Source organism: Nocardia sp. NBC_00511 (assembly GCF_045161165.1).
In the GTDB taxonomy this organism is placed as follows: domain Bacteria; phylum Actinomycetota; class Actinomycetes; order Mycobacteriales; family Mycobacteriaceae; genus Nocardia.
Genome location: NZ_CP107849.1, coordinates 6,374,228 through 6,398,044, shown reverse-complemented (window position 1 = coordinate 6,398,044; position 23,817 = coordinate 6,374,228). Strand labels below are relative to the sequence as shown.

The window sequence follows — 23,817 nt, the reverse complement described above, 5'->3', positions numbered from 1 at the left end:
ACCATTCCGTTCAAGTGGTATTCTCGGATTCATGCCGAAGACCACCGAAGTCGCAGCTCAGCGCGCCTTGCCCGGACGCAAGGCGCAGGCGGCCCGCAATGACGAACTCATCCTGGCGGCCGCCCGCGACGTGTTCCTGTCCGAGCCGAAGGCCCCGATCTCGGCGGTCGCCGAACGCGCGGGCGTCGGCATCAGCGCGCTGTATCGCCGCTACCCCAGCAAGGAGGAGCTGCTGCGCACCCTCTGCTACGACGGGCTGCGCCGCTACAACACGGAAGCCGAAGCGGCCCTGGAGATTCCGGACGGCTGGGCGGCGCTGGTCGACTTTCTGCGCCGCGTGGTCGACGCCGACGTGCACTCCCTGACGGTGCACCTGGCGGGCACCTTCACCCCGGACGAATCGATTCTGCCGGAGGTCATGCGCTCGGCCGAACTCAACGACGAACTGCTGCGCCGCGCGCAAGCCGCCGGCCGCCTGCGCCCCGGCGTCACCACCGCCGACCTGGGCCTGATCCTCGAGGCCTGCGCCGCGGTCACGCTCCCGGACGCCGAACGCACCACCCAGCTGCGCCGCCGCGTCCTCGCCCTGCTCGTCGACGGCCTGGCCGCCGGAGGTGAACTCCCCGGCCCCCCGCCCGTGCCCGGCGAGTTCGCGGGCCGCTGGCGGCGCACCGGATAGCGTGGGCGGCATGGAGATCCTGGCGTACGGCGTGCAGGTCGACGAGAAGCCGCTGCTGCGGGCCGCCTTCGCGGGGCAGCACGAGCTGCGGCTGCTGGAGGAGTTCCTCAACCGCAATACCGCGCCGCTCGCGGCGGGCTACGAGGTCGTCTCCACCAGCGTCAACGCCGAGCTGGACGGCGCGGTGCTGCGGATCCTGGCGGCGGGCGGGACGCGCATGATCGCCCAGCGCTCAACGGGTTTCAACAATATCGACCTGGAGGTGGCGGCGGAGCTCGGGCTGACGGTGGCGCGGGTCTCCTATTATTCGCCGTACGCGGTGGCCGAATTCGCGTGGACGCTGGCAATGGCGGTGAACCGCAGGCTGATTCGCGCCGCCAACCGCACCCGTGAGTTCGATTTCCGCCTGGACGGGTTGATGGGCCGTGATATTCACGGCATGACGGTCGGCGTGATCGGCACCGGCAAGATCGGCGAGTGCTTCGCGCGCATCGCGCACGGGTTCGGTACCCGGTTGCTGGGCTGGGATGTGGCCGAGAATCCTTGCTGCCGTGACGAATTGGGGATGAAGTACACCGAGCTGGAAGTACTGCTCGCCGAATCCGACATCGCCGACGACACCCTGGCCCGGCTGATGACCATGCCGAACGTGCTGGTCACCTCGCATCAGGCCTACTTCACCGATACCGCGGTCGGACAGATCGTGGACGCCACCGTCGGCAATGTCGAGGACTACCTGTCCGGCCGCCGATCCGAGAACACGCTGGTTCCCGTTCGCTGAAGCTGTCGATTTCCGTCGCGCGGCTCCGACCAACGGTCGAGGAATACCGGACCGGAAAGGATTGTCATGAACTGGACTCTCGAAGTGCTCGTCGTCCCCGTCACGGACATCGATCGCGCCAAGGACTTCTACAGCACCAAGCTCGGCTTCCACGTCGACCACGATGTGCAGCCCGCTCCGGGCGTGCGCATCTGCCAGCTCACCCCACCCGGCTCCGGCTGCTCCATCGTGATCGGCGAGGGCGCGGTCCCGAAGATGGAGCCCGGTTACCTGAAGGGCATGCAGCTGATCGTGCCCGATATCAAGCGAGCCCACGCCGAGTTGGTCGAGCGCGGTGTGGAATGCGGCGAGATCCAGGTGCTCGGCGAGAACCCCGCCGACGTCGCCGACCCCCTCGACAATGTCGGCTTCATCTTCTTCGACGATCCGGACGGCAACAGCTGGGCCGTGCAGCAGATCTCGACCCGCCCCTGAACATGATTCGGGGCGGACGACCCGAAAGTCATCCGCCCCGAACAGGTTTCGAACTAGCTCACGACACGACCGGCAGGTACACCTGGTTGCCGGTGGTGGCGAATTCGGCGGACTTCTCGGCCATGCCCGCCTCGATGGCGGCCACGTCGGTTAGGCCCTGCTTCTCGGCGTAGTCGCGGACGTCCTGCGAGATGCGCATGGAGCAGAACTTGGGGCCGCACATGGAGCAGAAGTGCGCGGTCTTGGCGGGTTCGGCGGGCATCGTCTCGTCGTGGTACTCCCGCGCGGTGTCGGGGTCCAGGGAGAGGTTGAACTGGTCCGTCCAGCGGAATTCGAAGCGCGCCTTGGACAGTTCGTTGTCGCGGTCCTGGGCGCGCGGGTGCTGCTTGGCCAGGTCGGCGGAGTGGGCGGCGATCTTGTAGGTGATCACGCCGACCTTCACGTCGTCGCGGTTGGGCAGGCCCAGGTGCTCCTTGGGCGTGACGTAGCAGAGCATGGCGGTGCCCGCCTGCGCGATGATGGCCGCGCCGATGGCCGAGGTGATGTGGTCGTAGGCGGGCGCGATGTCGGTGGCCAGCGGGCCGAGGGTGTAGAAGGGCGCCTCCTCGCAGAGCTCCTCCTCGAGGCGCACGTTCTCCACGATCTTGTGCATGGGCACGTGGCCGGGGCCCTCGATCATCACCTGCACGCCATAGGATTTCGCGATCTTGGTGAGCTCGCCGAGGGTGCGCAGTTCGGCGAACTGGGCCTCGTCGTTGGCGTCGGCGATGGAGCCGGGACGCAGGCCGTCACCCAGCGAGAAGGTGATGTCGTAGCGGGCCAGGATCTCGCAGAGTTCCGCGAAGTTGGTGTACAGGAACGATTCCTGGTGATGCGCCAGGCACCACGCCGCCATGATCGACCCGCCGCGCGAGACGATGCCGGTGACCCGCTTGGCGGTCAGCGGCACGTAGCGCAGCAGCACGCCCGCGTGCACCGTCATGTAGTCGACGCCCTGCTCGGCCTGCTCGATCACGGTGTCGCGGTACATCTCCCAGGTGAGCTTGGTGGGATCACCGTTCACCTTCTCCAGGGCCTGGTAGATCGGCACGGTGCCGACCGGGACCGGGGAGTTGCGCAGGATCCACTCGCGGGTCTCGTGAATGTTCTTGCCGGTGGACAGATCCATGATGGTGTCGGCGCCCCAGCGGGTGGCCCACACCATCTTCTCCACCTCCTCGGCGATGGAGGAGCTGACGGCCGAGTTGCCGATATTCGCGTTGATCTTCACCGCGAACTTCTTGCCGATGATCATCGGCTCGGACTCCGGGTGGTTGTGGTTGGCCGGGATGACCGCGCGTCCGGCGGCCACCTCGTCACGCACCAGCTCCGGCGAAACCCCTTCGCGCGCCGCGATATAGCGCATCTCGTTGGTGATCACGCCCTGGCGCGCCCAGTTGAGCTGGGTCGGCGGGCCGTCGACCCGGGGCTTGTCCCACTCGTCGCGCAGCTTGGGCAGCCCGCCCTCGAGGTCGATGGCGGCGGTGTCGTCGGTGTACGGACCGGAGGTGTCGTACACGTCGAAATGTTCACCGTTGGTGAGGTTGATGCGGCGCAGCGGAACCCGCAGGGTCACGCCCTCGCCCTCGACCTGCTCGTAGAATTTGACGCTGCCCTGAATGGGGCCGGTGGTCACGGTGTCGACCGGTGCGGAACTGCTGGGGACACGACTCGAAGACATGGGGTGAATCCTCCCTACGCCGGCATTACCCGGTCAGGTTCATACGGTCGACGGCCCTAGCCGTCCTCTCAGCCCGCTGGTGCGAGCCCCCGTTGGCATACGTAACTTTCCGCAGCCGACCATACAGGCCCGCCGCAACCCCCGAGGCCGAGCGCCGGAAGATATACGGAACACGCATGCCCGGCCGATGGTCGGCCGGGCATGCGTCGCGGAAGCGGTCGAGAGTGCTTACCGCTCCTGCGGTCCGATCGGCCAGCCGAGTGCGCCGAACGCGGCGTTGAGTGAGATCTCGGTCTGGGTGGCGAGGGCATCGAGGCTGCCGAGCATGGTGATCACGTCATCGGTCCGGCAGCCCGCCGGGTCGGCAGCGCCGGGGGCGAGCCGGGATTTGATCCAGTTGAAGGCGTCCGCCATGCCGAGCGTGGTCAGCGTCAGATGCTCGCTGAGGTGATCGCGCTTGTAGTACACGGAGGTGCCGCCGTCGCACCACTGCCGCACCATGCGGTCGTTGGTGTACCAGGGCACCGCCTCGTCGTAGACGCCCTGATAGACCATCATCGGCGCGGTCGGCGGATTACTGCCCAGCACAGTCGAATCGAAGACCTCCTTGATGTCGGGCAGGGCCAGGAAGTCGGCGATCGGGATGGTCAGCATGCGCTGGTAGTCGGTGAACATCAGGTTCAGCACATTGCGCACCAGGCACTGGTGGGTGGTGCGATCCATGATCGCGCGGCCCTCCGGGGTCAGGTACCGGTCGGCGGTCTCGGCGAACTTCGGGTAGGCGTTGCGCAGCGAGGCCATGCCGACGCCGATCAGGCTGGCGAACATGGAACCGTTGACGTGCAACAGGGATTCGACATCCGAGACCGGCGCGCCCATCGCCATGCCCTTGATGTTCAGCTCCGGCGCGTAGGTCGGCTGCATCTCCGCGGCCCAGCCGGTGCCCATGCCGCCGCCGGAGTAACCCCACAGTGCGACAGGCGTATTCGCGCCGTCAAGGCCCAGCGGCCGGAAGCTCTCGGCGGCGCGCACGCTGTCGAGGATCAGGTAGCCGGGTTCCTTGGCGACCGCCAGATGTCCTTGCAGCCCTTCGTAATCGGGCACATTGATGGCATAGCCCTGACTGATCGACGCCGCCAGTTCCAGGTATTCGACGGTCGAGTGGATGCCTTCGAGCGCGGGCAGCCCGCCGCCCTGCTGCAGGATGTAGGAGGGTGCGCACGCGGGTGACGTGCTGTCGTAGAAGAACTGGTGCGATACCAGCGGCCGGCCGTGCGAGGTATCGGCCCCCTCGGGAATCGCGACCGTGGTCGCCGCCACCGCGGGCTGGCCGTTCAGGTCGGTGGTGCGGTAGAGCAGCTGCCAGGAGCGCACGTGCACCGGCAGCACGGTGAGCACCGCCAGCTGGACTTCGCGAGTGCGCAGAATGGTGCCCGGATCGGTGGCCTCGAAGCCGTCGGGCGCTTGATAGAACGGATCCACATCGATCGGTTGTGGTTGCGCCGCCGCCGATCCGGCGGTGACACCCCCGAGCAGCACGGCCGAAGCCGCCGTCAAAGCCGTCGCGAGGGCGACCGCGGTGTACCGCCGCCATCCCCGTCTTCGGCGATCCCCATTGATAGCCACGTCTCTGTTCCCTTCCTCATCGACGTGACATGGATTACAACACGGTGACCAGTTACCGACAAGATGTCTTTCTGAAATGATGATGGCTATCGTCTAGGCATGTCCCGCAGCAACTCTGCCGCGGCGCCCGACCGGACTCCCGCCAGGCGCCGGATCCGCGGCCTCGATGCCGACGAGCGCAGCGCCCAGCGCCGCCGTCAACTGCTCACCGCGGCCACCGAACTCTTTGCCCGGCAAAGCTATTCGGGCACCTCGATCGAACAGATCTGTCAGGCCGCCTTCGTCGGTACCAAAGGCTTCTACGACCACTTCGAGAGCAAGGAAGCCTGCTATACCGCGCTGCTCGACCAGATCACCCGGGGCATCCAGCAAAGCGTGCTCCTCGCCGCCACCGAGACCGCCGGGCGGCCGTGGCCGGAACGCCGCCACGCCGTGCTGGCCGCCTTCGTGAACGCCATCGCCGACGACCCCCGGCTGGCCAAGGTCACCTTCGGTGAGGCGGGCGGCATCTCGCCCGCGGTCGAGGCCCAGCGGCGCAGTAACCGGCGCTGGTCGGCGGCGTTCCTGGCGCAGCAGTGGCGCGGCGGCGAAATATCCGATGACGCAAGGGAACTGGCGCTCGCGCTGGCCACCATCGGCGGGCTGTTCGAACTGATCGCGGACTGGCTGCACCACCACGACGACGGCGGTGCGATGGATTCCGTCGACCGGCTCGTCGGCAATCTGAACCACTTCATGGCGGTGATCGACGCCGGTCGGACCGCGATCCGCTAGTCGCCACGCCCGGCGAGCATCAGCTCGTGCAGGGTGTCGCGCAGCCAGCGGTGCGCGGGATCCGCGTCGTGGCGCGGATGCCAGGCCAAACTGTATGGCAGCGGCGGAGTTTCGACCGGCAGCTCGAACACCACCAGGCCCAGCCGCTCGGCCAGGCCGCTCGCGCACGACGGCAGATTGCCGACGAGATCGCTGTCCAGCAGGAAGAACAGCGAGCTCGGATACCCGGACACGGTGGCCCGCACCGTGCGATGCAGGCCGTGCTCCGCCAGCGCCGTGTCGATCGGACCGGTGAGCCTGCCGCGCCGCGACACCAGCAGCGGGCGTGCCACCGCGTAGTCCGCGAGCTCGATTCGGTTGTCGCGCAGCAGCGGATGACCACGACGCGCCACGCCGACCATCCGATCCACGAACACCGGCCGGAGCTGGATCTCGGGCTCGCGTGAATCGATGATGCCGAGCTCGAGATCGGCCCGGCCCTCGCGCAGCATCGGCAGATCGAACGGGCTCTCCGGCAGGAAGCGCAGCCGCAGACCGGGTGCCTCGACCGCCGCCCGCTCGATCAGGCCCGGACCGTACACGGCGGCCATGGCGTCGGGGGCCAGTACCGCGAAGTCGCGCGTGGTGGTGCGGATGTCGGTGGCGTGTGCCGCCGTGAACAGTCGCTGCACCCGATCCACCAGTTCCCGGACCTCGGGCTCGATGGTCAGGGCATGCGGGGTGGGTGTCATGGCGCGGCCCGCTCGCACCAGGATCGGATCCCCGAGGGTGCGCCGCAATCGCCCCAGCGCCCGGCTCACCGCGGGCTCCGACAGATGCAGCCGTTCGGCGGCCGCCGTCACGCTGTGCTCGATGAGCAGCGCGTCCAGCACCACCAGCAGGTTCAGGTCCAGGCCGCGTAGCTCGCGCGATTGCGTCTCGTGCATATATTCGATGATAAAGATGCATTTGAGTAATCAGATCTCCGGCCCTACCGTGGAACAGGTGGCGCTCAGCTGAGGCGAAGTATCCGACACCAGAGCGGATTCGTCTGTGCCGCAGTCCATTCCACTCGCTCGGCCGGTATCCGGCCGAGTCGGCCCGGCCGCGCCGCCAGCGACCGCATGATTCCGGGAACCGCCGTCTCGGCGCGTTTCGAACAGAATTCGACCCCACGGCTCCTCGCCGGTGGCGGATTCCGGCCGAAACGCGCCGGGGCGCAGTCGGATCGGCGGCAGCGGGACGGCCCGGCCGTCACCCCCCGATCTCGAGGAGTCCCAGTCATGTCCACCGTCGTGTCCCCGGCTCCGGCCGACGAATTGCGTCGCGCCGGTCCGTCCCGCGCCACCTTGCTCGCCCTGTGCGCCTGCGTCATGGTGGCCCAGAGCATGGTCGCCGCCATCAACCTGGCCATTCCGGTGCTGGCCGCGTCGTCGCTGCATCCGCGACCCTCGGAACTGCTGTGGGTGGTGGACGCGTATGTGATCGTCTTTGCCGCGCTGCTGATTCCGGCCGGTGCGCTCGCGGATCGCTTCGGGCGCAAGGGAGTACTGATGAGCGGGCTCATGCTGTTCGCGGTGGGTGCGGCACTGAGTGCGGCGGCGGCCGCGCCCGCGTTGCTGATCGCGGGGCGGGCACTGTCGGGGGCCGGGGCGGCGATGATCACGCCGACCACGCTGTCGATCCTGGTGCAGCTCTCGCCCGACCCGAGGGCGCGGGCGCACGCGCTCGCGACCTGGACGCTGTCACTGGGACTCGGTGGGGCGCTGGGCAATATCGGTGGCGGGCTGTTGCAGCAGTATCTGCCGTGGCGGGCGCTGTTCCTGGTGATGGCTCCGCTGGGGTTGGTGCTGGCCGGGGTGGTCGCGGCGGTGACGCCGAAAACGCCTCGGCGCGAAGCGAATCAGGATCCGGTGGGGGCGCTGTTGCTCATCCTCGGGTCGACGGCGGTGCTCTACGGCATCATCGAGGGGCCATCGCACGGCTGGGGTTCGGCGACGGTGCTGAGCGCGTTCGGTCTCGGCGTGGCGCTGCTGGCCGGGCTGGTGTGGCATTCGCTGCGCAGCCCGCATCCGCTGGTCGATCCGCGGGTGTTCCGGTCGCCGGGCCTGCGGGCCGCGGTGCTCGGCACCGCCACCACGTTCTTCGGGCTGTTCGCGCTGTTCTTCGTGAACTCCCAATATCTCCAGTACATCAAGGGTTTCACGCCCGCCGCCGCCGGAATCGCCATCGTGCCGCTGACCATCGGGATGATCCTGATCCCGCGCTGGGCCATGCGGTTGCAGGCCCGGACCGGCCCGCGCCTCCCGGCGGCGGGTGGACTGGCCGTGATCGGCGCCGGCCTGCTGCTGGTCGCCACCGCGGACGAGAACACGCCGTACCCGCTCTACGCGGTGTACCTGGTGCTGCTTTCTATCGGCATGGGACTGGCCTCGCCGGTGCTGACCGGCGGCGTCATGGCCAACCTGCCAGCCGACCGCTCCGGGATGGGAGCCGGATTGAACTCCGCGGCAAGAGAATTCGGTGCGGCCACCGGGGTCGCGGTGCTGGGCACCATCATGGCTTCACACTCGGGGGCCGGAGCCCATGACCCGGCCGCCTTCACCGATGCCATGGGTGTCGGCCTCGGCGTCATCGGCGGACTGGTGCTGCTCGCCGCCCTGACGGTGTGCGTCGGCTACCGGGCCCGCGCCTGAGGTGTCCTCCTCGAACCCGATCCGCTTGTGCAGCGCCGCAAGCGGTTTCGGGGCCCACCAGTTGCCGGTGGACAGCAGCCGCATGAGCGCCGGGGCCAGCAGACCGCGAATGATGGTGGCGTCGGAGATGACGGCCAGCGCCAGCCCGATGCCGAACAGCTTCATGGGCGCGACCTCGGAGGTCGCCACCGACAGCAGCACCACCGCCATCAAACCCGCGGCGGCGGTGAAGATCCGGCCGGTGCGGGCGACGCCGAGCGCCACCGAACGGGTGTTGGCCTCGGGGCTGCGGTCGGAGGCCAGCCACTCCTCGCGGATGCGCGAGAGCAGGAACACCTCGTAGTCCATCGACATGCCGAAGGCCAGGCAGAACATCAGGATCGGCATGAACAGGTCGATGCTGCCGGTGGCGGTGAAACCCAGCAGGCTCGACAGGTGGCCCTGCTCGAAGATCCAGATCATCGCGCCGAAGGTCGCGGTGAGCGACAGCAGGTTGAGCACCAGCGCCTTCAGTGGCAGCACCACGCTGCCGGTGAACAGGAACAGCAGGATCAGGGTGATGACCGCGATCAGCCCGGCGGCCAGGGGAATCCGGCTGATCACCGAGTCCATGGTGTCCTGGTTCAGCGCACCCGCACCGCCGAAGAGGGCATCGCCCGGCGCGGGGACCGCGCGCAGGTCCGCCAGCTGCTGCTTCCCCTCGGCGGAGAAGGGCGCGATCTTGGTGACGATCGTCAGATAGGCGCCGGCGGGCTGGATCATCTCCGTGATCCCGGAGGCCATCGCGGCCCCGTTCACGTAGATGCCGGAGCCGGAGAGCACCGCCGCCACCCCGTGGACCTTGGACAGACCCTGCGCGTAGGTGGCGAGTTCCCCTGGCGCGCCCTGGAATCCGGGCAGCGCCACCACCGCGCTCGACGCCATATCGGCCCCGAAGTCCTGCCGCAGCGCGTCACCCACCTGACGGCTGGAGGCGGTCGTGCTGATCACCCGGTCGTCGGGGGTGCCGAAATGTGCTGTCAGGAAGGGTGATCCGAGGGTGATCAGCAGACCCGCCGCGATCACCGCGACCGGCAGCGCGCGCCGCATCACGGCGGTGACCAGCTTGTACCAGAATGTCTGCTCCGGCGGCTTCACGACTACGGGTCCGCGACCCAGCAGGCGGCGGAACGGTGTCCGCAGGTCCCAGGCGTTCACCCGGTCGCCGAGCAGCACCAGGGCGGCGGGCAGCAGCACCACCGACGCGGCCACCGCGGCGACCACCACCGCGACACCCGCGTAGGCGAAGGATTTGAAGAACGGCTGCGGGAACACCGCCAGCGCGGCCAGTGCCAAAGCGACTGTCAGACCGGAGAACACGACGGTGCGGCCGGCGGTCTGCACCGAGCGCAGCACGGCCGCCCGGCTGTCGCGGCCCGCGGCCAGCTCCTCGCGGTAACGGCTGACTATGAACAGGCTGTAGTCGATGGCCAGCGCGAGGCCCAGCGCGCTGGTCATATTGAGCGCGAAGATGGAGACGTCCATGATCTTCGTCAGCCCGCGCAGGATGCCGAGTGTCGCGGCGATCGAGAACAGGCCGACGCCGATCGGCAGTGCCGCGGCGATCACGCTGCCGAACACCAGGATCAGCAGCAGACCCGACACCGGAACCGCGATGGTCTCGGCCAGCAGCAGATCCTGCTGCACCTGATTGTTGATGTCGGAGAAGCTGCCCGCCATGCCGCCGACCCGCACCTGCACGCCGTCGTGGTCGCCGTTGTACTGCTGCGACAGCAGCGCTGCGCGGTTCTGCACCGCGGTATCGGATCCGGTGAGGGTGGCCATGATCAGGCCGCGCTTACCGTCCTTGCTCTTCAACTGCGTGGCCAGATCGGGCCGTTCCGCGCCGCTGGTCCAGTAAGACTGCACGCCGATCACGGTCGGGTCCTGGGAGAGCTCGTCGGTGAGGGTCTGGGCCTGATCGCGGACCGCGGGACTGTCGACGCTGTCGCCGCTCACCATGACCAGCAGGTTCGGGTTGCCGCCGGGGAAGTTGGTGTAGATGAAGCCGTTGGCGCGCACCGACTCCAGATCATTGGTCAGGTAGCCGCCGCCGACCATGTGCTCGCGCGCGGACGCGCCGAAGCCGCCGGAGATGATCATCAGCAGCAGTGCGGTCACCAGGACCAATCGTGGGCGCGCCATGGCAAACCGGGCAAGACTGGTCAACATTGACGGCACCCTCCGAAGTCTTCGACTTCGGAACGTTAACGTTCCGGTTCTGACCGGAGTAGGGGCAGTGACGATGGTCATGGGCATAGCGCCCGGCTATCGCCCCGAGGTCAGGCGGGTTTGACGGTGCCGCGCACCTCGCCGAGGGTCAGCCGGGTCCCGTCCAGGGCCGGGGCCGACGCGGTGATGACCACCTCGTCGCCGTCCTGAAGGAAGGTGCGCTGCACCCCGTTGACCGTGACCGGGTCGGTGCCCGCCCAGGTGATCTCCATCAGCGAACCGCGTTCGGCGCGTTCGGGACCCGAGACGGTGCCCGAGGCGAACAGGTCGCCGGTGCGGGTGGACGCCCCGTTCACCGTCATGTGCGCGAGCATCTGCGCGGGCGACCAGTACATGCGGCGGTACGGCGGCGTCGAGACCACCTGACCGTTCCACGCCACCGTCAACTCGATGTCCAGGCCCCAGGGGTCGGTGTCGCGCAGGTAGGGGAGTGGCTCGGGATCCTGCGGCGGCAGTGGAATGCGCGCCTTCGCCAGCGCGTCCAGGGGAGTCACCCACGCGGACAGCGAGGTTGCGAACGACTTGCCCAGGAACGGGCCCAGCGGCTGCCCCTCCCAGGCCTGGATATCGCGTGCCGACCAGTCGTCGACCAGCGCCACCCCGAATACGTGGGCATCGAAATCGCCGGTGCCCAAGGGGGTGCCGAGCGGCGAGCCCGCGCCCACCACGAAACCCAGCTCGGCCTCGATGTCCAGGCGGCGACTCGGACCGAAATCCGGTGTGTCCGAATCGGTTTTGCGCTGTCCGCTCGGTCGGGCGATCTCGGTGCCCGACACCACCACGGTGCCGGAGCGGCCGTGATAGCCGACCGGCAGATGACGCCAATTCGGCAGCAGCGCATCGCCGTTCGGCCGCAGCATGCGGCCCAGCGCGGTGGCGTGGTCGAGACTCGCATAGAAGTCGACGTAGTCGCCGATCTCGATCGGCAGGTCCAGCGACACCGCGTGTATCGGATGCACCGCCGCCGCCGGTAGTTCCGCATCCGCGGCCACCGTCACCCGCTCGCGCACCTCCCGCCAGCACTGCGGTCCCTGTGTCATGAAGGCGTTCAGGCTGGGCTGGGCGAACATCGGATCATCCAGCGCGACAGCCAGATCGATCACCGAATCACCGAGCCGCACCCCCACCCGAGGCTGCTCGCCCATCGGCCGGAACACCCCGTAGGGCAGATGGGTCCGCCCGAAACCGGAACCCGCCGGCACCTCGATCCGCACGCGGCTGTTCAACACCACACCTCGTCCCCTGTCACAGTCACCCGCACTCAGATCCATTCCGCCGGGCCGCGACCCGACCAGGTCCAGGCGTATCCCGGATCCTCACAGGCCAGCGCGCCCTCACCCAGTTGCAGCGGGTGGAAGGTGTCGACCATGACCGCGAGCTCGTCGAAGAACTCCAGGCCGATGCTGCGCTCGTAGGCCCCCGGCTGCGGCCCGTGCGCGTACCCGCCCGGATGCACCGACACCGAACCCTGGCCGATCCCGGATCCCTTGCGCGCCTCGTAGTTTCCGCCGCAGTAGAACATGATCTCGTCGGAGTCCACATTGGAGTGGTAGTAGGGCACCGGAATCGAGAGCGGGTGGTAGTCGACCTTGCGCGGCACGAAATTGCAGACCACGAAGTTGTTGCCCTCGAACGCCTGATGCGCGGGCGGCGGCTGATGCACGCGGCCGGTGATCGGCTCGAAATCGGCGATATCGAAGGTGAACGGGTACAGGCAGCCGTCCCAGCCGACCACATCGAAGGGGTGCTGCGCGTAAATCAGGCTGGTGCCGACGATTTCACCGGCGGGCCGGTGCTTGACCAGCACCTCGACATTCTCGCCCGCCTGGTGCAGCGGCTCGGCGGGAGCGTGCAGATCGCGCTCGCAGTAGGGCGCGTGCTCGAGGAACTGGCCGAACTTCGAGAGGTAGCGCTTGGGCGGCACGATGTGGCCGGTGCCCTCGATCACGTAGGCGCGCAATGGTTCCGGGCCGTCCGGCACCCAGCGGTGGGTGGTGGCCCGGGGTAGCAGTACCTGGTGACCCTGCCGCACCGGCAGCGCGCCGAAGACGGTTTCCACCCGGCCGCTGCCGGATTCGATGTAGACCAGCTCGTCACCGACGGCATTGCGGTAGAGCGGGGATTCGCGCAGCGCCGCCACGTAGGAGAGGCGGACGTCGGCATTGCCGAGCAACAGGCGGCGGCCGGTCACCACATCGCTGTCGCCCGGTTTGTCGCCGAGGAACAGTTCGTGCAGTTTCAAATGCCGGTGGCGCAGCGGATGATTCGGCACCAGCCGCTGCGCGGGCAGTCGCCACACCGTCGAATCCACAATGGCCGGAGGCAATCCCCGGTGATAGAGCAGCGACGAATCGCCGGAGAAGCCCTCTTCTCCCATCAGCTCTTCGTAATACAGCGTGCCCGCCGCGTCACGATGCTGCGTGTGCCGCTTGGGCGGCACCGAACCCACCTGCCGATAGAACGTCACCGCCGCGCCTCCCGCTGACCGATGGCCCCTTTTCCATCGTAGCCATCCGGTTGCGGAATGGACCGCGGATCGGAGAGGTGTGCTCAGGCGTTGCGCGCGAGCCGTTCAGGCATTGCGGAGGGCGCGGTAGACGGCCGCGCCGACGAATTCGCCGAGGGTGTCCGGGTCCCAGTCGCCCGGTTCCGACAGGATGGTGCGGACCGCGCCCTCACCGGCGGAAACCCACAGTTCGACCAGGGCGGGCAGCTTGCGTTCGGCGTCCTGTGTGCCCCACGCCTTCAGGGTCGGGCGCAGCCGCCGGGTGCAGCGTTCCAGGGCGAGTGCGCGGCCTTTGCCGAACGAATCGGCAACGGCCGGATCGGGATTCCCGTACAGCAGCCGCCAGGTTTCCGGCCGCGCGGACACCGTGTGCAGCAGCGCGCGGAAGCCCTCCACGAACACCGCCTCGTCGGCCTCGACCCGGCGGCGCGGCAGCGTCTCGAGCACGCCGTGCACCAGGTAGTCCTCCTCGCGCCGGATGAGCGACTCGATGAGCTCCACCCGATCGGCGAAGCAGGCGTAGACGACCGGGCGGGTGACCTTCATGCGGTCGGCGACCGCGGCGATGGTGACCGCGGCGATGCCGTCGGCGACGGCGATCTCCAGCGCGGTGTCGAGGACCTGCGGGCGACGGCGTTCGGGACCCAGATGCCGCGCGCGCTGGCGTGGTCGTGTCGCCGAATCGGTGCCCATGCGCACCGACGATAGCAGCGGCCGACAAGATCGTTTCCTACAGTGGTGTAGAAAAATGCTACATTCACGAAGGAAGCCACCCGGAGGAGCCGAGGACGCCCCCGGCCGGAGGAGACGGATCCTGATGAGCCAGAGCCTGTTCAACCCGAAGACCTGCGAATTCACCGAATTCGACACCGAGACCCGACGCCTGCTGCGCGCCACCGTGGACTACTTCGAAGCCTTCGGGAAAACCCGTCTGCTGGCCGACAACCGGGACCGGATCTGGTATTCGGACTTCCTGGACTTCGTCAAGCGGGAACGGGTCTTCGCGACCTTCCTGACCCCGGCCGCGGAAGCCGCGGGCGACCCGAACAAGCGCTGGGACACCGCGCGCAACGCCATGCTGAGCAAGATCCTCGGCTTCTACGGCATGCAGTACTGGTACGTCTGGCAGGTCACCATCCTCGGCCTCGGGCCGATCTGGCAGAGCGCCAATGTCGAAGCCAAGGCGCGCGCCGCCGCCCTGCTGGAATCCGGGCAGATCTTCGCCTTCGGCCTGTCCGAACGCGACCACGGCGCCGACATCTACTCCACCGACATGGTGCTCGAGCCCAAGCGCGGTGGCGGGTACGCCGCGACCGGCAGCAAGTACTACATCGGCAACGGCAATCTGGCGGGCATGGTGTCGGTGTTCGGTCGCCGCGCCGACAAGCCGATCATCGACTCCGCGGACTTTCAGCGGAAGATGACCGAGGAGGAGTACTCCGGCTACCTGTTCTTCGCCGCGGAGTCCGGGCACAAGAACTACAAGCTGGTCAAGAACGTCGTCGACTCCCAGATGTACGTCGCCGCTTTCGATCTCGACAAGTACCCGGTCGCGGAATCCGATGTGCTGCACACCGGTCGGGCCGCCTTCGACGCCGCCATGAACACCGTCAATATCGGCAAGTTCAACCTCGGTTTCGGCGCGGTGGGCTCGTGTGAGCACGCGCTGTTCGAGGCCGTCACCCACGCGCACAAGCGAGTCCTGTTCGGGCACAAGGTGACCGAGTTCCCGCAGGTGAAATCGCTGCTGGCGGACAGCTACGCGCGACTGATCGGCATGAAGCTCTACAGCGAGCGGGCCATCGACTACATGCGCTCGGCCGATGACGACGACCGTCGCTACCTGCTGTTCAACGCCATCGAGAAGATGTCGGTCACCCGGCACGGTCAGAAGCTCTACGAGGACCTGGCCGACGTGATCGCCGCGCGCGGCTTCGAGAACGACATGTACTTCCCGATGGCCATGACCGGCATGTTCGGCCTGCCCCGGCTCGAGGGCACCGTGCACGTGAACATGGCGCTGTCGCTGAAGTTCATGCCCAACTACATGTTCCATCCCGCCGACGCCGGACTGGCCGCGCTGCGCTACCTGCCCGGTGCGGGCGTCGCGCCCAAGGGTGCGGTGCGCGCGGTGTCGGGCGCGCTGAGCTGGACCAGCCGCCGCGCCAGCGGTCCCGCGGCCAAGGCCGTGCCCGCGCTGAAGAGCGAATTCCGCCGTGCCGCACACGCTCCCGTGCCGACGCGGCGCGATGCCGCCGACGACGAGTTCCTGTTCCGGCAGGGTCCCAGCAGCGGGCTGGGCAAGATCCGCTTCAGCGACTGGCGTCCGGTCTTCGAGAAGTTCGCGCACATCCCGAATGTCGCGGTCTTCCTGGAGCAGGCGCTCGCACTGCAGACGCTGCTGGCCGCCGCCACCCCGACCGCCGCGCAGCAGCAGGACGTGGACTTCCTCTTCGCGCTCGGCGAGCTGTTCACCCAGCTGCCCTACGCGCAGCTGATCCTGGAGCAGGCCGAGATCGAGGGCGCGGACGAATCGGTCCTCGACCAGCTCTTCGACCTGTTCGTGCGCGACTTCTCCAAGCACGCGCTGACGCTGCACACCAAGCCCACCGCGACCAAGGCGCAACAGGTCCGCGCCCTGGATCTGGTGCGCCGCCCGGTCGCCGACCTGGCCCGCTTCGATCGGGTATCTGAGCAGGTCCGGGCCCTGGCCGGGGTCTACGAAATGAATCCCTGATCGTGCCCGACGCGGGCCGGTCAACCCCGGCCCGCAAATGCTACATTCGTGAATGAAAGTTCCTCGGGGCCGGAGCGCTGCCCCGAGGAACTCGACCATCAGTTCTGCAAAGGAGCAGCACGATGACGACTACGTCCGCGCGTCCCCAGTTCGCCGCCCCCGCTCGCACCATCCGCGAGGTCGACTACGGGTTCTTCGGACCCGGCTCGCCGACCTGGAAGGTGTGGACCGCACCCACCGCGCTCATCGGCTTCCAGCGTGCCGTCACCCTCGAGCACTTCGACCCGGATCTCACCGCGGCCGTCGCCGATGTCGGTGGCATCTACAGCGATCCGCGCGGACGGCTCGACCACACCTTCGCCTACTTCCTGATCGCCGCCGTCGCCGACAGTCGGATGGCCATCGAGGCCTCCGAGCACCTGATGCAGGTGCACGCCAAGGCCACCGGCATCGAGCCGATCAGCGGAAAGCGTTACAGCGCAAACAATCCCGACTCGCAGCTGTGGATCCACGTCACCGGCTGGCACTCGGTGCTCAAGTGCTACGAGATGTACGGCCCCGGACCGCTGAGCCCGGAGGAGGAGCAGCAGTACTGGGCCGAGTGCGTCGTCGCCGCCGAATTGCAGACCTGCCGCCCGTCCGACGTGCCCACCTCGCGCGCCGAGGTCCGCGAGTACTTCGAGCAGGTGCGGCCCAAGCTGTGCAGCTCCGAACGTGCCCGCCGCGGCATGCACTACCTGCTGTTCACGCCCTCGGAGAAGGGCATGAAGCTGTGGGCGGGCAGCCGTCTGGTCGCTCCCGCGGCCATCGCCACCCTGCCGAAGTGGATGCGGGAGACCGGTGGTTTCGACCAGCCCGGCGCGCTCGATCTGGCCTACCGGCCCGCGGTCCGCGCGGCCATGGCGGCGCTGCGGAACGACCGGCTCGAGGGCCGCGTCGCGAAGAACTTCATCGGTGCCATGACCGGTCGCCTGCTCACCGAGCACATGCGAGCCGGGGTTCCGCGGAATCCGGTGACGGTCACTCCGGCGCAGGCCAAGGAACTGTACGGGCGCGCGGCGCGCTCAACCGGATAACGGCACGGTTAACTTTTCGGTGTTTTTGCCGGTCGTTGAGGGCTTTTCCGGTTAAGAGGCATGCCTACGCTTGCGTAACGTGACGGGCGTACGGCAACCTTCGCTTGATCTTAAAGACCGCTTGATCTGTCGAGACTCAGCCGAGGAGGCCCTTCCGTGTCCCATTACAAGGCGAACTTGCGAGACATCGAGTTCAATCTGTTTGAGGTCCTGGGCATCGGTGAAGTGCTGGATTCGGGCGCCTACGGCGACCTGGACGCCGACACCGCGCGCGAGATGCTCGCCGAGGCCAAGCGCCTGGCCGAGGGCCCGATCGCGGCGTCCTTCGTCGACGGCGACCGCAACCCGGTCGAGTTCCTGCCGGATCAGCACACCATCACCGTGCCGGAATCGCTGAAGAAGACCGTCGCCGCCGTCAACGAGGCCGGGTACTCGGGCCTCGGCATGGCCGAGGCGATGGGCGGGGTGCCCGCACCCAACGCGCTCATCTGGGGCATCCAGGAAATGATCGTGGCCGCCAACAACTCGGCCTCCTTCTTCAACATGGGCCCGCTCATGCACAAGGTGCTCTTCGACGAGGGCACCGAGGAGCAGCAGCGCTGGGCCGCGCACGCGTGGGAGCACCGCTGGGGCGGCACCATGGTGCTGACCGAGCCCGACGCCGGATCCGACGTCGGCATGGGCCGCACCAAGGCCGTGCAGCAGCCCGACGGGCAGTGGCACATCGAGGGCGTCAAGCGCTTCATCTCCGGCGGCGACGTCGGCGACACCGCCGACAACATCTTCCACCTGGTGCTGGCCCGCCCCGAAGGCGCCGGACCGGGCACCAAGGGCCTATCCCTGTTCGTGGTGCCGCGCTTCCTGTTCGACTCCGAGACAATGGAACTCGGCGCCAAGAACGGCGCGCTGGTGACCGGCGTCGAGCACAAGATGGGCATCAAGTCCTCGCCCACCTGTGAGATCACCTTCGGCGGCGACGTCCCGGCCATCGGATACCTGGTCGGCGACAAGCACAATGGCATCGCGCAGATGTTCAAGGTCATCGAGAACGCGCGAATGATGGTGGGCACCAAGGCCACCGGCGCGCTGTCCACCGGCTACCTGAACGCGCTGGAGTACGCCAAGCAGCGCGTGCAGGGTGCCGACCTGACCCAGATGACCGACAAGGCCGCCCCGCGCGTCACCATCACCCACCACCCCGATGTGCGTCGGTCGCTGGCCACCCAGAAGGCGTACGCCGAGGGCCTGCGCGCGCTGTACCTGTACTGCGCCTCGCACCAGAACGCCGATGTGGCACAGGCCAATTACGGCATCGACGCCGAGCTCGCCGAGCGGGTCAACGACCTGCTGCTGCCGATCGTGAAGGGCTGCGGTTCCGACCGCGCCTACGAATCGCTCACCGAATCGCTGCAGACCCTGGGCGGCTCCGGCTACCTGCAGGACTACCCGATCGAGCAGTACATCCGCGACTGCAAGATCGACTCGCTCTACGAGGGCACCACCGCCATCCAGGCGCAGGACTTCTTCTTCCGCAAGATCATTCGCGACAAGGGCCAGGCCCTCGCGCACGTCTCCGGGCTGATCCAGAAGTTCGTCGACGCCGGGCCCGACCAGTTCAAGATCGAGCGCGGACTGCTCGGCGCGGCGCTGGCCGACGTGCAGGCGATGGCCGCCACCCTCACCGGGTACCTGATGGCCGCGCAGGAGAACGTCGAGGAGATCTACAAGGTCGGCCTCGGCTCGGTCCGATTCCTCTACGCCGTCGGCGATCTCGTCATCGGCTGGCGACTGCTCGAGCTGGCCGCCGTCGCGCAGGCCGCGCTGGACGCGGGCGCGGCCGAGAAGGACAAGAACTTCTACACCGGCAAGGTCGCCGTGGCGTCCTTCTTCGCCAAGAACAAGCTGCCGCTGATCAGCGGTGTGCGCGCCGTCGTCGAGACCATCGACAACGACATCATGAAGCTCGACGAAGCGGCCTTCTAGCCCGGCCAAAAATCGCGACTTGCGTGTCCCCCCGGTGTGTTTCGGCGACGCACCGGGGGGACACGCTGGTTCTGGTCGTGACCTGCTGTGTCGAGTCGGAGGTAGCGGGTACAACTACCGCATGGTGTTCCCGGTTTCCTTCGGCTGGATTCAGCTGTTGCTGCTGGTGCTCGGCATCGGCGCACTCGTTCTGCTCGTCACCGCGGTGTTCAAGGCGCGCAAGGTCGGCTGGCGGGTGCTGGCCGGGCGCGGGACGGGCGCGGTCGGGCTGGTGCTCGTCGCCGTGGTGATCCTTTGGATCACCACCCTGCTACAGACCTTCCTCGGCCTCACCGGCGAGATCAAGGCCGCGCACGTGATCGTCAAACCCGTTGCGGGGCAGGAACACATGATGGACGTGGACCTGCTGCTCTACGGCGACAAGGACCACGACGAGCAGCACATGACCTACCAGGTCGAAGGCGACATGTGGGTGCTGCAGGCCAATATCGTGGAGCTCGAGCCGTGGGTCAACGCCATGGGCTTCCACTCCGGCTACAAGGTGACCCGCGTCTACGGCCAGCGCATGGACGGCATCGCCACCAAGCAGAACCAGATCTTCCTCAACGGCGGCGACGGCGACTTCTTCAAGGACATGAAGGACCAGACCTGGTACACCAAGCCTTTCGTGCGCTCCGCCTACGGCAACGCGGTCATCGCCACGCCGGGCACCTACGACGTGTACATCTCCCGCGACGCCATCAAGACCCGACCGGCCTAACCGGGCGGTAGGCGCGGCCGTCAGTCGGCCAGCTCGGCGACCACGGGCGCATGATCGCTGGCGCCCTTGCCCTTTCGCTCCTCGCGGTCCACGTTCGCCTCGGTGACGCGGGCCGCCAGGGCGGGGGAGGCCAGGATGAAATCGATGCGCATGCCCTCCTTGCGGGGGAAACGCAGCTGGGTGTAATCCCAGTAGGTGTAGACGCCGGGGCCCGGGTGGAAGGGCCGCATCACGTCGGTGAAACCGGCCTCGGCGAAGGCCTCGAAGGCGTCGCGTTCCGGTTCGGAGACATGGGTTTTGCCCTCGAAGAGCTCCGGGGACCAGACATCGAGATCGGTGGGGGCGATATTCCAGTCGCCGACCAGGGCGAGCTGCGCCTCCGGATCGTCGGCCAGCCACTTCGCGCCCGCGGTCCGCAGGGCGGCAAGCCATTCCAGCTTGTAGGTGTAGTGCGGGTCTGTCAGGGCTCGGCCGTTGGGCACGTAGAGGCTCCACACCCGGACGCCGCCGCAGGTCGCCGCGATGGCGCGCGCCTCCACAGTCGGTGTGCTCAACAGGGTTTCACCGGCGTCCTTGTCGAAACCGGGCTGCTCCGGGAAGGCGATCTCGACATCCGCGATACCCACCCGCGAGGCGATGGCCACCCCGTTCCACTGGTTGTAGCCGGCGTGCGCGACCTCGTACCCGGCTGCCTCGAAGGCCTCGAACGGGAACTGTTCGTCCTTGCACTTGGTTTCCTGCATGGCCAGCACGTCGATGTCGGCGCGATCCAGCCACGCCAGCACCCGATCCTGCCGGGTGCGAATCGAATTCACGTTCCAGGTTGCGATCCGCACGGGAAACCTTTCGGGTACAGGGTCTTTCGAGATCTTGCGAGGGAGAGAACCGGTCAGGGGGCGGCGTAGCGGTAGCCGTGATGCTCCACGAAACCGAGCTCCTGATACATCGCCAGCGCCGTGTCGTTGTCATTGCTCACCTGCACGTACGCGTGCGTCGCACCGCGCGCCTGCCCCCAGCGGATCATCTCCGCGCACACCAGCGAACCCAGCCCGTGCCTGCGATGCCCGGAGGCCACCGCCACACACGTCAAGCCTACCCACTTGCGGCCGTCGGGAGCCGTGGTCACCGCGGCCCGCCCGATCGCCAGCGGGGTGGGCAAACCCACTGTCGCGAAGGTGACTTCGCCGTCGCGCACCGCGGTCAGCACCTCCACCACCGGCAGCGCCGCCACCTCGGAGTCGCCACCGCGATGCCGGTGCATCGAGAGCCACGCGCCGTCCGGTTCGGTGGTGAACCGCACCATCGACGGACCCGGCGGCAACACCAGCGTGTCGATGTCGACCGCCAGCACCTGGGTCTCGCTCCAGGTGCGCCAGTCCGCGGGCACCGTGACCAGCCGGTCCGGGACCTGCACCTGTAACGGCAGGCCGTGCGCGAAATACCACTCGGTCATGCGCTGCACCGTCTCCGCGGTGATCTGCGCGGGCCCGTCCGAACCACCCAGCGGCAGTGCGGAATTCGCGCGCCCGGTGTAGCCGTCACCGGCGCGCAGCAGCCAGCCCTCGACCCAGGAGCGGTGCAGGCCGGGCCAGCCGTCGGCGGCCGCGGCCTCCAGCGCGCGGATCTCGCTGGTCCGAATCGGCCTGGGCCCGATCGGTTTCCACGCCACCACCCGATCCGCGGCGACCGCCACCACCTGGCCGTCCGCGGTGCGCACGGTCAGCGGATCGGTCGCGATCAGTTCGCCGATCACATCGGTCAGCGGTTGCGGGTAGCCCTCGGGCAGGCGGTAGCGAACCACCACCCGCTTGCCGATCGGCGGGAGTCCGGATTCGGTCATCTGAAATCAGTCGTCGATGTCGTCGTGGCCGAACGGGTCCGGCACCGTGCCCGGGATCCAGCTCAGACCGGGTGTGCCCCAGCCGTTGCGCTTGATCGCCTTCTTGGCGGCGCGGGCGTTGCGGCCGATCAGGACGTCGGTGTAGAGGAAGCCGTCGAGGTGTCCGACCTCGTGCTGCAGCATGCGGGCGAAGAAGCCGTGGCCCTCGAGCTCGACCGGCTCGCCCTTCTCGTCGGTCCCGGTGACTCTCGCCCAGTCCGCGCGACCGGTCGGGAACTGCTCGCCCGGCACCGACAGGCAGCCCTCCTCGTCGTCATCGGGATCGGGCATGGTCTCGGGAATCGCGGAGGTCTCCAGGATCGGGTTGATCACCACACCCCGGCGGCGCGCGAGCAGCTTGCCGTCTTCGCTCTCGTCCGGGCAGTCGTAGACGAACAGTCGCTGGGACACGCCCACCTGATTGGCGGCCAGGCCCACGCCATTGGCGATATCGAGGGTTTCGAACATGTCCGCGATCAGCTCCGACAGTTCCTGCGGTGTCTGCGTGACCTTCTCGGTCGGGTTGTGCAGAACCGGGTCACCGACGATGACAATCGGGAGAATAGCCATGTGAGCAGCGTACTAGGTGCGATTGCCGCCCCTTCGCTCCGGTTCTGCGCGCGTGCCGGACGCCCGCCGGACAGTGGTCGACACACCGGCGCTGTCTCAGAAACACGCCGTGCGGTACGCGCCGTGATGTCCGGGCCGCGTGGTTGAATGAGCCACGACGCAATAAGCACCATATTCGTCTGGTGACCACTCGGCGAGGGAGCACTATGGACAGCGCAGCGGCACGCGACATTTCCGCAAGCGAGGACGGCCCTTCCGCGAGCCAGGATGTCCCGGCCACCGCCGCCAACTCCGATGTGGATGGCGCACACGGCCTTTCCCGGCGCGAACTCGACATCCTCGACTTCGAGCGGAAGTGGTGGAAGTACGCCGGCGCGAAGGAAGAGGCGATCCGGGAACTCTTCGACCTCTCGCCCACCCGCTACTACCAGGTGCTGAACGCCGTCGTCGACAAGCCCGAAGCGCTCGCCGCGGACCCCATGCTGGTCAAGCGTCTGCGACGGTTGCGCGCCAGCCGCCAGAAGACCAGGGCCGCACGCCGTCTCGGTTTCCAGGTGTGAGCGCACGCCAGGGCGTGTCCACTCCACTAGGCTCGGCGCTGTGAGCAACCCGAATTCGCCCGCCGGCGGTCCGCCGCTGCGAGCTCTGGCGATGGTCCTGATCGCGCTTGCCATCGTTTTCGCCGGGCTGGGCGCGATGTCACTGTCGAGCTCGGACTCCTCCGACGCGGGGGCAGCCTCGAGTTCCGGTGCGTCCTCGACCAGTGCCGCGCCCGCAACCACTGCGCCGCAGCAGAATTCGGCCCAGGCCACCACCGCGCCGGTCGCGCCCAGCAGTGCGGCGGCGACGACCACGGTGGCGCCCACCACCACGGCCCCGCCGACCACGACGGCAGCGCCGACCACCACGCCCGAGGCGGCCGGGGTCGACAAGTCCCTTCCCGTACGGGTTTTGAACAACGGCGTGGTCCCGGGCCTGGCCGCCAAGACCGGCGGTCAGCTCACCGGCGAGGGTTTCAACGTCACCGAGGTCGGCAACTACCCCGGCGGTGTGATCTCGAAAACGACCGTGTACTACGGCAGTTCGCCGAAGGAGCAGGCGTTGGCCCAGGCCATCGCGAGCGAACTCGGCTGCTCGGCGGAACCCCGCTTCCCCGGAATCTCGGACTCGCCCGCAGGTGTCATCGTCATCGTCACCGGCAATTGACCCGCGCCCGGCCCCTGCACACGGCCTGGTGATCGCTCTGGCATCATCTTGTCCGGTACGACCCATGTCTACCGAGCAGTACCCGTAAACTCGAACTCGG

Annotated in this window: 20 protein-coding genes, 1 pseudogene and 1 riboswitch; of the genes and pseudogenes, 11 read left to right on the top strand and 10 right to left on the bottom strand. The window is 67.8% G+C overall.

What is annotated here, in order from left to right; genetic code table 11:
- Positions 1–31: 31 nt before the first annotated feature.
- From OG300_RS29930 to OG300_RS29920, 3 genes are all read left to right on the top strand, one after another.
- Positions 32–679, top strand: coding sequence for a TetR/AcrR family transcriptional regulator (locus tag OG300_RS29930; RefSeq protein ID WP_405486679.1), 648 nt, complete (start codon positions 32–34; stop codon positions 677–679).
- A 10-nt stretch (positions 680–689) separates the two neighbouring features.
- The gene (locus OG300_RS29925) at positions 690–1,460 is read left to right on the top strand and encodes an NAD(P)-dependent oxidoreductase (RefSeq protein WP_405486677.1); all 771 of its coding nucleotides are present in this window, start codon (positions 690–692) and stop codon (positions 1,458–1,460) included.
- Between the two features lie 66 nt (positions 1,461–1,526).
- Complete coding sequence (locus tag OG300_RS29920) at positions 1,527–1,934, top strand: VOC family protein (protein ID WP_405486675.1); 408 nt, start codon at positions 1,527–1,529, stop codon at positions 1,932–1,934.
- 58 nt (positions 1,935–1,992) lie between these two features.
- Here the strand turns inward: OG300_RS29920 and thiC are convergent, their stop codons facing one another.
- Together thiC and OG300_RS29910 are read right to left on the bottom strand one after the other, a co-directional pair.
- Entirely contained in the window at positions 1,993–3,654 is a 1,662-nt protein-coding gene (thiC, locus tag OG300_RS29915; protein WP_405486673.1) for a phosphomethylpyrimidine synthase ThiC, read from the bottom strand.
- Positions 3,649–3,757, bottom strand: a riboswitch (TPP riboswitch). It overlaps the preceding gene by 6 nt.
- A gap of 125 nt (positions 3,758–3,882) precedes the next feature.
- Positions 3,883–5,280, bottom strand: coding sequence for a lipase family protein (locus OG300_RS29910; protein ID WP_405486671.1), 1,398 nt, complete (start codon positions 5,278–5,280; stop codon positions 3,883–3,885).
- A gap of 99 nt (positions 5,281–5,379) precedes the next feature.
- On the opposite strand from OG300_RS29910, the gene OG300_RS29905 reads away from it, so the two are divergent.
- On the top strand, positions 5,380–6,054 hold the full coding sequence (locus tag OG300_RS29905; protein WP_405486669.1) for a TetR/AcrR family transcriptional regulator: 675 nt from the start codon (positions 5,380–5,382) through the stop codon (positions 6,052–6,054).
- On the opposite strand, the gene OG300_RS29900 is transcribed toward OG300_RS29905, so the two are convergent.
- Positions 6,051–6,980 carry a LysR family transcriptional regulator gene (locus tag OG300_RS29900; protein ID WP_405486667.1) on the bottom strand — a complete coding sequence of 310 codons (930 nt, stop codon included), beginning with the start codon at positions 6,978–6,980 and terminating at the stop codon, positions 6,051–6,053. The genes OG300_RS29905 and OG300_RS29900 overlap by 4 nt on opposite strands.
- Positions 6,981–7,157: 177 nt before the next feature.
- On the opposite strand from OG300_RS29900, the pseudogene OG300_RS29895 reads away from it, so the two are divergent.
- Positions 7,158–8,558: pseudogene (locus OG300_RS29895) on the top strand (MFS transporter); the annotation flags it as partial.
- Positions 8,559–8,597: 39 nt separating this feature from the next.
- On the opposite strand, the gene OG300_RS29890 reads toward OG300_RS29895, so the two are convergent.
- The 4 genes from OG300_RS29890 to OG300_RS29875 all read right to left on the bottom strand — a co-directional run bounded on the left by OG300_RS29890 (position 8,598) and on the right by OG300_RS29875 (position 14,199).
- The gene (locus OG300_RS29890) at positions 8,598–10,940 is read right to left on the bottom strand and encodes an MMPL family transporter (RefSeq protein WP_405486665.1); all 2,343 of its coding nucleotides are present in this window, start codon (positions 10,938–10,940) and stop codon (positions 8,598–8,600) included.
- A gap of 110 nt (positions 10,941–11,050) precedes the next feature.
- Positions 11,051–12,271 (bottom strand): fumarylacetoacetase, encoded by a 1,221-nt coding sequence (fahA, locus tag OG300_RS29885; protein ID WP_405486663.1) that lies wholly within the window; start codon positions 12,269–12,271, stop codon positions 11,051–11,053.
- The gene (locus OG300_RS29880) at positions 12,262–13,467 is read right to left on the bottom strand and encodes a homogentisate 1,2-dioxygenase (RefSeq protein ID WP_405486661.1); all 1,206 of its coding nucleotides are present in this window, start codon (positions 13,465–13,467) and stop codon (positions 12,262–12,264) included. Before OG300_RS29880 ends, fahA begins: the two co-directional genes overlap by 10 nt.
- A 105-nt stretch (positions 13,468–13,572) precedes the next feature.
- The gene (locus tag OG300_RS29875) at positions 13,573–14,199 is read right to left on the bottom strand and encodes a TetR family transcriptional regulator (protein WP_405486659.1); all 627 of its coding nucleotides are present in this window, start codon (positions 14,197–14,199) and stop codon (positions 13,573–13,575) included.
- 124 nt (positions 14,200–14,323) lie between these two features.
- Between OG300_RS29875 and OG300_RS29870 the strand changes: the two genes are divergently transcribed.
- From OG300_RS29870 to OG300_RS29855, 4 genes are all read left to right on the top strand, one after another.
- On the top strand, positions 14,324–16,243 hold the full coding sequence (locus tag OG300_RS29870; protein WP_405486657.1) for an acyl-CoA dehydrogenase: 1,920 nt from the start codon (positions 14,324–14,326) through the stop codon (positions 16,241–16,243).
- 122 nt (positions 16,244–16,365) lie between these two features.
- On the top strand, positions 16,366–17,319 hold the full coding sequence (locus OG300_RS29865) for an oxygenase MpaB family protein (protein ID WP_405486655.1): 954 nt from the start codon (positions 16,366–16,368) through the stop codon (positions 17,317–17,319).
- A gap of 156 nt (positions 17,320–17,475) precedes the next feature.
- Complete coding sequence (locus tag OG300_RS29860) at positions 17,476–19,302, top strand: acyl-CoA dehydrogenase (RefSeq protein ID WP_405486653.1); 1,827 nt, start codon at positions 17,476–17,478, stop codon at positions 19,300–19,302.
- A gap of 121 nt (positions 19,303–19,423) precedes the next feature.
- Positions 19,424–20,062 carry a hypothetical protein gene (locus OG300_RS29855; RefSeq protein ID WP_405486651.1) on the top strand — a complete coding sequence of 213 codons (639 nt, stop codon included), beginning with the start codon at positions 19,424–19,426 and terminating at the stop codon, positions 20,060–20,062.
- Between the two features lie 20 nt (positions 20,063–20,082).
- Here the strand turns inward: OG300_RS29855 and OG300_RS29850 are convergent, their stop codons facing one another.
- The 3 genes from OG300_RS29850 to OG300_RS29840 are packed head-to-tail and all read right to left on the bottom strand — an operon-like array spanning position 20,083 to position 22,511.
- Positions 20,083–20,898 (bottom strand): exodeoxyribonuclease III, encoded by an 816-nt coding sequence (locus tag OG300_RS29850; RefSeq protein ID WP_405486649.1) that lies wholly within the window; start codon positions 20,896–20,898, stop codon positions 20,083–20,085.
- Between the two features lie 53 nt (positions 20,899–20,951).
- Complete coding sequence (locus tag OG300_RS29845; protein ID WP_405486647.1) at positions 20,952–21,902, bottom strand: GNAT family N-acetyltransferase; 951 nt, start codon at positions 21,900–21,902, stop codon at positions 20,952–20,954.
- 6 nt (positions 21,903–21,908) lie between these two features.
- Positions 21,909–22,511: a peptide deformylase gene (locus tag OG300_RS29840; RefSeq protein WP_405486645.1), complete on the bottom strand. Its 603-nt coding sequence runs from the start codon at positions 22,509–22,511 to the stop codon at positions 21,909–21,911.
- Positions 22,512–22,717: 206 nt separating this feature from the next.
- Between OG300_RS29840 and OG300_RS29835 the strand changes: the two genes are divergently transcribed.
- Complete coding sequence (locus OG300_RS29835) at positions 22,718–23,071, top strand: DUF3263 domain-containing protein (protein ID WP_405486643.1); 354 nt, start codon at positions 22,718–22,720, stop codon at positions 23,069–23,071.
- 40 nt (positions 23,072–23,111) lie between these two features.
- On the top strand, positions 23,112–23,717 hold the full coding sequence (locus OG300_RS29830; protein WP_405486641.1) for a LytR C-terminal domain-containing protein: 606 nt from the start codon (positions 23,112–23,114) through the stop codon (positions 23,715–23,717).
- Positions 23,718–23,817 lie beyond the last annotated feature (100 nt).